The 12,710-nt window shown below is 40.5% G+C and carries 10 protein-coding genes and 1 riboswitch; of the genes, 9 read left to right on the forward strand and 1 reads right to left on the reverse strand.

Annotated elements, in window-relative coordinates:
• From FH508_RS06020 to cobT, 5 genes are all read left to right on the forward strand, one after another.
• Positions 1-921 (forward strand): alpha/beta fold hydrolase, encoded by a 921-nt coding sequence (locus tag FH508_RS06020; protein WP_228134405.1) that lies wholly within the window; start codon positions 1-3, stop codon positions 919-921.
• On the forward strand, positions 908-1,801 hold the full coding sequence (miaA, locus tag FH508_RS06025; RefSeq protein WP_305068708.1) for a tRNA (adenosine(37)-N6)-dimethylallyltransferase MiaA: 894 nt from the start codon (positions 908-910) through the stop codon (positions 1,799-1,801). The genes FH508_RS06020 and miaA overlap by 14 nt, the downstream gene beginning before the upstream one ends.
• 98 nt (positions 1,802-1,899) lie before the next feature.
• Entirely contained in the window at positions 1,900-2,130 is a 231-nt protein-coding gene (hfq, locus tag FH508_RS06030) for an RNA chaperone Hfq (protein ID WP_228134406.1), read from the forward strand.
• 95 nt (positions 2,131-2,225) lie between these two features.
• Positions 2,226-2,528, forward strand: coding sequence for a rhodanese-like domain-containing protein (locus FH508_RS06035; RefSeq protein ID WP_228134407.1), 303 nt, complete (start codon positions 2,226-2,228; stop codon positions 2,526-2,528).
• A gap of 143 nt (positions 2,529-2,671) precedes the next feature.
• A riboswitch (cobalamin riboswitch) is annotated at positions 2,672-2,849 on the forward strand.
• A gap of 104 nt (positions 2,850-2,953) precedes the next feature.
• The gene (gene cobT, locus FH508_RS06040; RefSeq protein ID WP_228134506.1) at positions 2,954-4,012 is read left to right on the forward strand and encodes a nicotinate-nucleotide--dimethylbenzimidazole phosphoribosyltransferase; all 1,059 of its coding nucleotides are present in this window, start codon (positions 2,954-2,956) and stop codon (positions 4,010-4,012) included.
• Between the two features lie 656 nt (positions 4,013-4,668).
• On the opposite strand, the gene FH508_RS06045 is transcribed toward cobT, so the two are convergent.
• The gene (locus FH508_RS06045) at positions 4,669-5,274 is read right to left on the reverse strand and encodes a trimeric intracellular cation channel family protein (protein WP_228134408.1); all 606 of its coding nucleotides are present in this window, start codon (positions 5,272-5,274) and stop codon (positions 4,669-4,671) included.
• Positions 5,275-5,421: 147 nt separating this feature from the next.
• Between FH508_RS06045 and FH508_RS06050 the strand changes: the two genes are divergently transcribed.
• The 4 genes from FH508_RS06050 to FH508_RS06065 all read left to right on the forward strand — a co-directional run bounded on the left by FH508_RS06050 (position 5,422) and on the right by FH508_RS06065 (position 12,604).
• Positions 5,422-6,672, forward strand: coding sequence for a methionine gamma-lyase family protein (locus FH508_RS06050; protein WP_228134409.1), 1,251 nt, complete (start codon positions 5,422-5,424; stop codon positions 6,670-6,672).
• A gap of 529 nt (positions 6,673-7,201) precedes the next feature.
• Complete coding sequence (locus FH508_RS06055) at positions 7,202-7,576, forward strand: MerR family transcriptional regulator (RefSeq protein WP_228134410.1); 375 nt, start codon at positions 7,202-7,204, stop codon at positions 7,574-7,576.
• A gap of 81 nt (positions 7,577-7,657) precedes the next feature.
• A complete protein-coding gene (gene glnA / locus FH508_RS06060) occupies positions 7,658-8,992 on the forward strand; it encodes a type I glutamate--ammonia ligase (protein WP_228134411.1) in 1,335 nt (444 codons plus the stop codon).
• Positions 8,993-9,532: 540 nt separating this feature from the next.
• Complete coding sequence (locus FH508_RS06065; protein WP_228134412.1) at positions 9,533-12,604, forward strand: S-layer homology domain-containing protein; 3,072 nt, start codon at positions 9,533-9,535, stop codon at positions 12,602-12,604.
• The last annotated feature ends 106 nt before the right edge of the window (positions 12,605-12,710 follow it).

The raw sequence follows: 12,710 nt of genomic DNA on the forward strand, positions 1-12,710 counted from the left end.
ATGGAAGAGCGTTATATGAAAATGTCAGATGGACATTTTGTGTTTACGCGAACATTAACGCCGACTATTCCATGCATAGGTCATATTCATATTTTACATGGCATGGCAGAGCATAGTGGTCGCTATATAAAATTTGCTCAAAAATTATGTGTAGCAGGTTATGCAGTGACGATGCATGATCATCGTGGGCATGGAGAAACGGCATCTTACAACGGCACATTAGGCTTTTTCGCTGAAAAAAATGGTTTTGATCGTGTTGTAGAAGATGCTCATGAAGTGATTGTAGCTATGCATGCTCAATTTGCAGATGTGCCATTCATCTTGTTCGGACATAGTATGGGTTCTTTCATTGCTAGAAGGTATATTCAACTTTACAGCAATGACGTGGATAACGTTATACTTTGTGGAACAGGTAATGTCTCAACACTGCATAAGATTGGGCATTATGTCGCACAAGTATTGGCAATGCAACGAGGCAAAGAGATGGAGAGCCCTTTACTAAACAAATTGAGCTTTGGGAGCTTCAATAAGCAAGTTCCAAATGCTAAAACAGCATATGATTGGTTATGTTCTGTAGAGCACGAGGTGCAAAAATATATTGATGATCCATATTGTGGCTTTATACCAACCAATCAATTTTTTGTTGATTTAACGGCGGGTCTTATGGTACTGAATCGAAAAAATGAGATTGAAAAAATAAATAAAAACTTACCGATCCTTTTGATAAGTGGTAGCAAGGACCCTGTTGGAGATAGTGGTCACGGTGTGTATAATGTGGCAGAGCGCTTTGCAGCAGCAGGTGTACAGGATGTTACAGTCTATTTATTTGAAGATAAGCGACATGAAATTTTAAATGAAGACAATCATCAGGCGGTTCATCAAGTTTTATTACGGTGGTTAGAAAAGTATGATACAAAATAAAATACAGCAAGCAGAGGTTGTAGCAATCGTAGGACCAACAGCCTCTGGTAAAACAGCACTGAGCATTGAGTTAGCAAAAAAGTTTAATGGTGAAATTATTAACGGCGATTCCATGCAAATTTATAAAGGCCTAGATATTGGTACTGCGAAAATTACTGCGGAAGAGATGCAAGGTGTCCCACATCATTTATTAAGCTTCAAGGAGCCTACAGAATCCTTTTCGGTAGCAGATTATCAAAAATTGGTACGTGCCAAAATTAGTGAAATACAAGCACGAGGAAAGCTACCAATTATTGTTGGAGGCTCTGGGTTATATGTACAAGCCGTGCTCTATGATTTCCAATTTACCGAGGAGCAAGTAGATGAGGTAGCACGAAAGGCTTATTATGAGGAGCTAGAAAAGTTAGGTCCTGAAGCAATGCATGCAAAACTATTAGCATTGGATCCGAAAACGGCGGAAACAATTCACCCTAACAATACGCGACGCGTCATTCGAGCATTAGAAATGATTGAATTAAGTGGTGTTTCAAAAGCCTCAGAAGAACACAATCGAGGAGAAACCCCCCTTTATCGCCATTTAATTATAGGGTTAGGTGAAAATATGTCACGCGATGCGTTATATGATCGCATAAATCGCAGAGTAGATTTGATGATGGACAAAGGGCTGTTGCAAGAAGTACAAGGGTTGTGGCAGCAAAATATTCGAGGCGTACAGTCAATTCAGGCAATTGGCTATAAGGAAATATATGATTACTTAGATGGTCGATGCACTTTAGAAGAAGCAATTGAAAATTTAAAACAAAATTCTCGTCGCTATGCGAAAAGACAACTTACTTATTTCCGCAATAAGATGGATATTCATTTTATTGAAAAAGACTAAAAACTTTAATAATTTCTAAAAATTACTAATTGATAAATTGGGATAACATGCTACTATAGGAATGAAGAGGTAGAAAGAGAGTAGGGGAGGCGCATTCTATGAAATCAATCAATTTGCAAGATACGTTTTTGAACCATCTACGTAAAAACAGTGTTTTTGTAACTGTGTTTCTGTTAAACGGGTTCCAGCTAAAAGGAACAGTGAAATCCTATGATAACTTTACAGTATTACTAGTCGATGCTGAAAGTAAACAGCATCTCATTTACAAACACGCAATTTCTACTTTCGTTCCAGCAAAGCAAGTCGAATTTTTAGAGACAGAAGAATAGAGTCATTTTTAGGCAGCTAGTGTTACATCACTAGCTGTTTTTTTTCGTTCACGCTATAATGTAATAGGAAATTGATATATTGGAGGACTGTAAAGATGAAATCGATGGATACAACGCAATTATTAGAACAACTAGATGCGAACGAGGACTTATACATTATCGATGTGCGAGAAGATGACGAGGTAGCACAAGGTGTCATTCCAGGCGCTAAGCATATTGCACTTGGAACAATCCCTGAGCGCTTAGAAGAAATAGATAGATCTAAACCTTACATTATCGTCTGTAAAGCTGGCGGACGCTCAGCAAATGCATGTGCATATTTAGAAGCACAAGGCTTTGATGTAACAAACCTAGAAGGCGGCATGCTTGCTTATGATGGGGAATTAGAATTTAAATAATGTAGGTCACAGGTATTTAACAATTCAGTTGTTAAATACCTTATTTTATTTAGTTTATACTTAACATTGGCAGTGCACAAAATGCTGTCACGCAAACTTTATCCAATATTGACACGAAAAAAACTTTATCGTAAATTTAAAGTAATTACATAAAAGCATTAGGTGCCCATTATGGGAGAATAGGGAATAAAGTGAAATGCTTTAGCGGTCCCACCACTGTAAAATGGAGTTTTATAGAAAATACCACTAGCGTTATGCTGGGAAGGTTCTATAAAATGTTGAAATTGAGCCAGGAGACCTGCCTAATTGCTTTGAATGATATAGACGATGGAAAAGTCTGTAGTTTATTTGTTATGAAATAAACTACAGGCTTTTCTATTTTTTTTCATTCTATATGTAAATGGCTAAAAAAAGGAGAGATGATGATGCAATTATTACAACAAACGATTCAACGCATTCAACCTACTAATAATACAATGAAGGAAAAAGCTAAGGAACGTATTGATTCACTTAGCAAGCCTCCTAGCAGTTTAGGGAAACTGGAGTCGCTAGCTATACAATTAGCTGGTATTACGGGAGAACTATATCCAAAACTTGATAACAAAGTAATCATTGTTTGTGCAGCTGATCATGGTGTTTGTGAAGAGGGGGTAACATCAAATCCGCAAAATGTCACGTTTTTACAAACATTAAATTTCCCAAAAGGGGTAACAGGTGTTTGTGCAATTGCCAAAATAACAAATGCAAAAATTGTAACGGTAGATGTTGGAGTCAAAGAGGATATACCGCTTGATGCAAAGGTGTTAATGAAAAAAATTAAGCATGGTACAGACAATATGGCAAAAGGTCCAGCAATGACAAGGGAAGAGGCAATCCAGTCAATTGAAGTAGGTATTGAAATTGCAACAGCAGAAATAGCAAAAGGGGCAAATGTTCTTGGTACAGGTGAAATGGGCATCGGCAATACAACACCGAGTGCGGCTATATTATCAGTACTTCGTGGTTGTCATCCACAGGAAGTGACGGGATTCGGTGCAGGGCTTGGGGCAGGAGGAATTGAACATAAAGTAGCGATTATTCAAAAGGCCATTGAAATAAATAAACCTAATCGTCATGATGCGCTGGATATACTTGCAAAAGTGGGAGGGTTAGAAATAGGTGCGATGGCGGGTAGTATCCTAGCTGCAGCTGCAAATCGGAAACCAGTTGTGATTGATGGCTTTATTTCTACAATAGCAGCACTATTAGCATATGAACTTGAACCAAAAGTACAAGACTATATTATACCTTCACATGCCTCTGAAGAGCCGGGTGCCAAAATAGCAGCCGAATTGCTAGGAGTTGAGCCGATGCTTCATATGAATATGCGATTGGGAGAGGGCTCTGGTGCAGCACTAGCCTTTCCAATTCTAGATGCAGCTTGTTCGATGATGAGCAATATGGCTACATTAGCAGAAACGATGGCGCTAGTTGAAGAGAAGTGATGGGGCATTTGAGAGGTCAAAGCTTCGAGCGAGGACAAAAGAGAAAAAGTGTTAGATTGACTGGAATCAATCTAGCCCTTTTTTTTACTGCGCCGTTGATGTCCGCTGCGGCGGTGCTTTCCGCGGGCACACCGTAAGCCGCAACCGTCGCTGTCGCGTCGTTTGTTGCGTCTTACTGAGCGTGCTGTTCCCGCAGGAGTCACCGCCTTCGCTACCATCAACTCGTGTTCTCTTCTAATTTTTTATTTACTGCAAAAGAATGAAACTAGCCCTTTTTTTACTGCGCCGTTGATGTCCGCTGCGGCGGTGCTTTCCGCGGGCACACCGTAAGCCGCAACCGTCGCTGTCGCGTCGTTTGTTGCGTCTTACTATGCGTGCAGTTCCTGCAGGAGTCACCGCCTTCGCTACCATCAACTCGTACTCTTTTCTAATTTTTTATTTACTGCAAAAGAATGAAACTAGCCCTTTTTTACTGCGCCGTTGATGTCCGCTGCGGCGGTGCTTTCCGCGGGCACACCGTAAGCCGCAACCGTCGCTATCGCGTCGTTTGTTGCGTCTTACTAAGCGTGCAGTTCCCGCAGGAGTCACCGCCTTCGCTACCATCAACTCGTATTTTCTTCTTTATATACTGCAAAAGAATGAATAGAAGGTATTGCTTATGCTCGATTTAATTTCCGTAATGGCAAACGCCATTTCTTCATATAAGAAAGAACTCGTAATATCGTAATGACTCCGAATAATGCATATAAGAAGATGTCTCCTGGCAGTAACTCCAGTCCAATAAGTAGGCCAGCAAGTGCTGCCCATACTCCGTAAATTTCATCGCGGAGAACAAGTGGTTTACGTCCTGCCAATAAATCACGAACAATACCACCGCCTGAACCAGTTAAAACAGCAGCAACAATTACGGCACTAATAGGCATATTGAGTTTGACAGCGTACAATGCACCTTGTATCGCAAAAGCCGATAAACCAATAGCATCTGTGAAATTGCCCCAACGGTGCCAATGCTGTATAAGATGATGTGGAAAAATAAAAAATATAGTAATAGCAGCAATCGCAATTTGGAACATCATATCTTGCCCCCATAATGTTGTCACAGGTAGACCAATCAATAAATTACGAATGGCCCCACCACCAAAAGCAGTTACAATGCCAAGTATATATACACCGAATAAATCGTATTCTTCTTCCATTGCTATTATTGCTCCGGAAATAGCGAAGGCAATTGTCCCAATGATGCTAAAAACTTCCCAAGCCATCACTTTCCCTCCTTAAACGAGAATAAATTGTAGTAAGTCCGCCCCTTAGCTTAGCGCATTTAACAGCTAGACACAATAGCAATTTTTGCAGGGTTGCAAACAAATTGATAAGATAGGAAAGAACAATTTGAAACGGAGACGAAAACAATGACATTTACAACCCATTTAACAGCAGAGACGTTAACATTAGCGGAAAAAATAGAAGAAAAGGTGCGACCTTATCACAAGAAAGTAGAGGATATGGCGTTCTTCAATCAGCAAAAAGTACTTTCCGCCTTCAGAGCACATCAAGTAAGTGATTATCATTTACACCCTTCTAATGGCTATGGCTATGATGACGAGGGACGTGACAATCTTGAGCGTGTATATGCACAAGTTTTCGGAGCAGAGGCAGCGATAGTCCGTCCGCAAATTATATCTGGTACACATGCGATTACGCTTAGTCTATTCGGTGTGCTACGACCAGGTGATGAATTACTTTATATTTCAGGTCAACCATATGACACGCTACAATCAATTGTCGATGGTGGTGACAAAGATACAGGTTCACTGAAAGATTATAAAATTGGCTATCGCCATGTAGATTTAATCGATAACGAAACGATTGATTGGACGGCAGTCGCTGCAGCTATAACGCCTAATACTAAAATGATAGCGATTCAACGTTCAAAGGGCTATGCAACGCGTCCATCCTTTACGATCTCACAAATTGCAGAAATGTGTGAGAAAGTACGAGAATTGGCCCCACATGCCGTTATTTTTGTTGATAACTGCTACGGTGAATTTGTAGAGGCACAGGAACCTACAGAAGTAGGTGCAGACTTAATGGCAGGTTCTCTTATTAAAAATCCAGGTGGTGGCTTAGCCAAAATAGGAGGCTATATTGCAGGTCGAGCTGATTTAGTTGAAAAATGTGCTTATCGAATGACATCACCAGGTATTGGAGCAGAAGCAGGAGCAACATTAAATACACTTGGTGATTTCTATCAAGGGTTTTTCCTAGCACCGCATGTTGTTAGTCAAGCGTTAAAGGGCGCCATTTTCACAGCAGCTATGCTAGAGGAAGCGGGCATGAACACATTCCCTAGCTATCATGCTGAGCGTACAGATTTAATTCAATCAGTATCGTTTAAAACAGCAGATCAAATGGTTGCATTCTGTCGTGAAATTCAAGCAAACTCACCGATAAATGCGCATTATGCCCCTGAGCCTGCATACATGCCTGGCTATGAAGATGATGTCATCATGGCAGCGGGTACATTTATTCAAGGCTCAAGCATTGAACTAACAGCAGATGGTCCAATTCGTCCCCCATATACAGCATTTATTCAAGGTGGATTGACATACGAGCACGTGAAATTTGCCATTTGTAGCGCGGTCCAAAGCTTACGAAAATAAGCTATATATAGATGTTAGACAACCCCCATCACAGATTTGTGGTGGGGGTTTTATCGCAATATGAATGCTAGCTGTTTTGCTTTCATACTAAAGCTAGTGAATTAAAGCAATATCTCAATAGGTCAGCAGGAACAGAACGAGTTGAAACGCCATTTTATTGTAGTGACATACATAAAGAGCTGTTGAAGTTACGCATGCTAAAAAGGAGCATATGCAGCATTCTATATTTTCATATGATTGAATCTAAAAAGATTGTATACAAAAAGTGTCAAATGCTGTTTTCGACTTTCTTGCCCCGAGAAAAGCGTCGGTCCGAGGCGGAAACCAATCGCAGAAATCTTATATTGAAGACTAAAGATGAACTGTAAAATATTTCGAGTTTGGCTAAAGCTTGGACTATCTTTTTATAGTTTTTAACAATTTTTCATCAATTCAAAAAAAAATTAAAAATCCATGTTAGGAAACCTTACATCTTTGTTGACAGTGAAAATTTTTCGTTATATGATAAGCGGGTATTGGGGGGACTTAAATGAGTCGTGAAATTAGACGAACGATGCCGTTATTATCTATGAGTATCGTGATGCAATTGACCGAGCTTTCGGCACGCCAAATTCGTTATTATGAAGAACACCATTTAATTGAGCCACACCGAACTGAAGGTAATCGTCGAATGTTTTCATTAAATGACGTCGATACGCTTCTTGAAATAAAAGATTACTTGGAGCAGGGTATGAATATGGCGAAAATTAAAAAATTATTTGCTAAAAAATTGGATCCTGCTGCAGCTGAAGAACCTGATTTAACTGACACAGAATTACGTCAAATTATGCGCGAAGAAATGCGTCAAGCACAGCGCATGCAAAAATCATCTATCCGACGTGGGGATTTATCCCGATTCTATTAAAATAACTACTATTAGATGGTTATTATTTAATAGGGTAGGGTAAAGATATAAGCTAGACAATTTATAGGAGTGTGGAAAACTGTGGGTAAATACACAAAAGAGGACATCAAGAGTTTAATCGAGGAAAAAAATGTAAGTTTCATACGTTTACAATTTACAGATATTCTAGGTACAATTAAAAACGTTGAAATTCCTGTTAGTCAACTAGATAAAGCACTAGAAAACAAAATGATGTTCGATGGCTCATCAATTGAAGGCTTCGTGCGTATCGAAGAATCAGATATGTATTTATATCCTGATTTAGATTCTTTCGTAGTGTTCCCTTGGACTTCAGAAAAAGGGAAAGTAGCACGTTTCATCTGTGACGTATACACTGCTAAAGGCGAACCATTCGCTGGTGACCCACGTAACAATTTAAAACGCATCCTTAAAAAAATGGAAGAAATGGGCTTTACAAGCTTCAACTTAGGGCCTGAGCCAGAATTCTTCTTATTCAAATTAGATGCAAAAGGTGAACCTACGTTAGAAGTAAACGACCACGGTGGTTATTTCGACTTAGCACCAACTGATTTAGGTGAAAACTGCCGTCGTGATATCGTGTTAGAGCTAGAAGAAATGGGCTTTGAAATCGAAGCTTCTCACCACGAAGTAGCACCTGGTCAACATGAAATTGACTTTAAATATGCAGATGCCATTACAGCATGTGACAACATCCAAACGTTCAAGCTAGTTGTTAAAACAATTGCACGTAAACACGGCCTACATGCAACATTCATGCCAAAACCGTTATTTGGTGAAGCAGGCTCTGGTATGCACTTTAACGTGTCATTATTTAAAGGGAAAGAAAATGCATTCTATGATGAATCTACTGAGTTAGGTCTTTCTGAAACAGCAATGCAATTCATGGCAGGTGTTCTTGCACACGTACAAGGATTTACAGCTGTAACAAACCCAACTGTTAACTCTTATAAACGATTAGTTCCTGGTTATGAAGCGCCATGTTACGTTGCATGGTCTGCACAAAACCGTTCACCACTTATTCGTATCCCATCTGCACGCGGACTTTCAACTCGTGTAGAAGTACGTTCAGTGGACCCATCAGCTAATCCATATTTAGCGATGGCTGTTATTTTAGAAGCGGGTCTAGAAGGTATTCGCCAACAATTAACACCACCAGCGGCAATTAACCGCAATATTTATGTAATGACAGAAGAAGAGCGCAAAGCAAACGGTATTGCTAACTTACCACCAGCGCTTGACGATGCGTTAACATTACTTGCGCAAGATAAAGTAGCTCAAGCTGCTTTAGGTGAGCACATTTACGCAAACTTCAAAGAAGCAAAAGAAATCGAGTTCGACATGTACCGTACAACAGTACACCAATGGGAACGCGACCAATATTTAAAAATGTATTAATCAAAAAAGTGTTGGGACTTAAGGTTACTTAGGGTGAAATATTTATAATCAAACTACCAAAAAGGTATTACATTTTAATAATGTAATACCTTTTTTATTGTATTAATCTGCCTTTGTTCTCCTGATTCAAGATTTATTACATATAGCGCTGTAAACATAGTTGGAACCCGTCCCAATTTCCACGCTTTGTTTTCTTTTGCTCGAGCAACAATTATTTCATCTAGAGAAAGCCATTCCAAATCTAGGTCTATATATCCTTTGGGTGTATAGTCCTTTTGTTTATTCGCTGTAGGAATCATTTTGAATGTTAATTGTCATATCGTTAACATTTGTTAGTATCGTCTTCTTTTAACCCCTAGTACAATTAAGTGATGTGTAATTGAATTACCCATTTAGTGGTGATTACTACTACATAGAAAAAAAGAGAAAGAGAGACTACTATAATGAAAGAACTATCTAACCTATTCCCAGGCTTTTATCTGTGGCGCCTGGCTGTTAACCAAGATTATATTAAAATCAGGCAAGGAGGAAGATTGTAACATGCGTCAAAAGAGGATATTCAACAAAAAAATATGGTTAATTTTATTAGTTGCCATAATGCTATTCTTCAATACTTATTCCATATCTAGGGCAAACGTTAGCTCGGCTATAGCCCAAGGTTCTACTTTGTTTGATAGACCTGTAGCTGTAGCCGTTAATGACCAAGGAATGATCTATGTTGCGGACTACGCAAACAACCGAATAGTCGTGTTGGATCCTGTCGGGAGATACGTGGCTGAGTGGGGCGGGCAGGGAAGCGCCGATGGACAATTCAACTACCCAAGCGGGATCGCCTTCGATTCGCATGGCAATGTTTATGTTGTTGATAGAGGGAACCACCGAATCCAGAAATTCGACGCGAATGGTAGCTATCTGGCGCAATGGGGGACAAGGGGCAATGGTGATGGACAGTTTCTCAATCCTTCAGGTATCGCGATTGCTTATAACGATATCTTGTATGTGGCAGATCGTGATAACCGTCGAATCCAACGTTTCGATCTCAAAGGAAACTTTCTAAGCGAATGGGGGAGATATGGCAATGGAGACGGGCAGTTTTACCTCCCCTATGGTCTTGCGATTGATACACAAGGTCACGTTTATGTAACGGATAGTGAATTGCATCGAGTTCAAAAATTTGATGCCGATGGTGCTTTCATAAGCAAATGGGGAACTCAGGGGACTGGTAATGGTCAGTTTCGGTATCCTTTTAGTATTGCGGTAGACAATGGAAATGGTCATCTCTACGTCCCTGATGCGCAGAACAACCGAATCCAAAAGTTTGATTTGGAAGGGAATTATGTGAGTCAATGGGGCAGCACGGGGAGCGGCGATGGACAATTTGACTTCCCAAATAGTGTAGCGATTGACAACAACGGTAGCGTCTATGTAACGGAAGCTGGAAATAATCAAGTACAAAAGTTCGATGGCGATGGCCATTTCCTGAACAGGTGGTACGGCTCGATTAACGCTACAAGTATTGATCTTTCACCAAAAACGGGGCAGTTGATTGTAGGAGGAAAGCAAAGTTTCCAACTGACAGAGATCTTCTCAAATGGATCGAGTCAAGACCAAACAGCAAACACAACGTTTACGGTAAGTGATTCTTCCATTGCCACGATGCAAGGGAATGTTTTAACAGCAATTGCACCAGGAACAGTGACCGTAACGGCAGCCTATGATAGTACGTCTGATACGGCCATGATTACGGTGAATGCAGTACCAGTAATAACAACAGGCATAGTCCTATCACCTAAAACAGGGCAACTAATTGTTGGAGGCACAGAGAACTTCCAGCTAGTAGAAAATCTATCGGATGGGACAAGTCGAGATCAAACGGCTAATGCAACCTTTACGGTAAGTGATCCAACCATCGCTACTATACAAGGAAATACCTTAACAGCAATTGCACCAGGAACAGTGACCGTAACGGCAGCCTATGATAGTACGTCTGATACGGCCATGATTACGGTGAATGCAGTACCAGTAATAACAACAGGCATAGTCCTATCACCTAAAACAGGGCAACTAATTGTTGGAGGCACAGAGAACTTCCAGCTAGTAGAAAATCTATCGGATGGGACAAGCCGAGATCAAACGGCTAATGCAACCTTTACGGTAAGCGATCCAACCATCGCTACGATGCAAAATAATAAATTAACAGCGATTGCGCCAGGTACTGTAACAGTAACGGGTATCCATGGTAATATGTCTGATACGGCTACGATTACAGTAAATCCACTACCAATAGTACCAAATCCGACACCAGAGCCAGTCTATCCAGTAGATTCGACGCCATCAAATGAGATAAAAATCATTCGTACGGTAGAGCAAGAAATCGTGAAGTATCGAGCAGACATTTTATTGAATCATGTCCAAGCATTAGTACCACAACTATCGAATCAAGAGGCACGAACAATTCGCCTTGTATACCCAGTGGAAACAGCTACGGCAGAGGCACATTTGAGTCTTTCAAGCAATGCAGGGTTATTTTTAAATAGGCAACAGACGAATTTCTTCATGCAAACAGCGTTAGCCCAATTGACGTTGCCATCAACTTCATTCAATGGCGTGACAGAAGATGTATTCTTCCGTGTTGTGCCAGTAAAGGCACAACAACAAGAAGTGATTCAGGCGAAAGTGCTAAAAAATGAACAAATCCAACAAGGTATGCCAAAAAGAGCGATTATTTCGCTAATAGGAACACCTGTAACGATTGAAACAAATCTACAAAATCGCCCTGTAACGATTACGTTACCAATTTCGGCTGAACTAACAGAAGAACAAATGGCTTCATTAGTCGTTTACATCGAACATAGTGACGCAACAACTGAAGTAAAGCAAGGGCATATGGTCGAATTTGAACCAGGCGTGAAAGGATTTCAGTTTGAAGTAGACCACTTCTCAACATTCAGTCTACTTTATGCTTCTGAAGTGCAAGAAGAGGAAGGACAAATGGAAGTGAAGCGATTAGCACCATATATTCAAGGTTACCCAGATGGCACATTTAAACCAAATGCCCCAGTAACACGGGCACAAATGGCCACGATGTTAGCGCGTTTCTTAACAAATGGTGACATGCCAACAACGACGAATAGTTCATTTGAGGATACAATAAATCACCCTTCAAAAGATGCGATTGAAGTGGTGAAGCAAGCTGGTTTATTTAATGGCCAAACGGAAACGACATTCAATCCAAATGGCACGATTACACGCGCACAAATGGCAAAAGTCGTGGCTAATTGGATCGAAACCGTATGTGCACAAGATCCTTCAAAAACAATCTGTCAAGCCTCTGGCAAAGGTAAATCATTTACAGACGTTTCGCCAACCCACTGGGCTGCACGTGCAATTGAACAAGTGAGTACATGGGGGATTATGACGGGGAATAGTGAAACGACCTTTCATCCAAACGGTTCCTTAACACGCGCACAGGCGGTGAAAGTGCTCAACCAATTATTCGAACGTCCTGCTTTAGAAGACATTACAACATCGACATTTAGCGATGTCCTTTCTACTCATTGGGCTATTGGGGAAATCGAGGCAGCTGCAACAGAAAGAATGGTCAAACAATAAAAAGGAAACTACACATGTACGGTTGGGCAGATGCCCCGTAACGTGTGTAGTTTTTTATTGGGAGAATGCCTAACTCAGGAAAATCAGCTTTCCTAAAACGAAAAGT

Source organism: Lysinibacillus sp. CD3-6, assembly GCF_006351725.2.
Lineage (GTDB): Bacteria > Bacillota > Bacilli > Bacillales_A > Planococcaceae > Lysinibacillus.

Coding starts and splice junctions, on each gene's coding strand:
- FH508_RS06035 (WP_228134407.1), top strand. CDS start 2,226: ATGAAATCGATGGATACAACGCAATTATTAGAACAACTAGATGCGAAC.
- FH508_RS06055 (WP_228134410.1), top strand. CDS start 7,202: ATGAGTCGTGAAATTAGACGAACGATGCCGTTATTATCTATGAGTATC.
- cobT (WP_228134506.1), top strand. CDS start 2,954: ATGCAATTATTACAACAAACGATTCAACGCATTCAACCTACTAATAAT.
- miaA (WP_305068708.1), top strand. CDS start 908: ATGATACAAAATAAAATACAGCAAGCAGAGGTTGTAGCAATCGTAGGA.
- FH508_RS06045 (WP_228134408.1), bottom strand. CDS start 5,274: ATGGCTTGGGAAGTTTTTAGCATCATTGGGACAATTGCCTTCGCTATT.
- FH508_RS06020 (WP_228134405.1), top strand. CDS start 1: ATGGAAGAGCGTTATATGAAAATGTCAGATGGACATTTTGTGTTTACG.
- hfq (WP_228134406.1), top strand. CDS start 1,900: ATGAAATCAATCAATTTGCAAGATACGTTTTTGAACCATCTACGTAAA.
- FH508_RS06050 (WP_228134409.1), top strand. CDS start 5,422: ATGACATTTACAACCCATTTAACAGCAGAGACGTTAACATTAGCGGAA.
- FH508_RS06065 (WP_228134412.1), top strand. CDS start 9,533: ATGCGTCAAAAGAGGATATTCAACAAAAAAATATGGTTAATTTTATTA.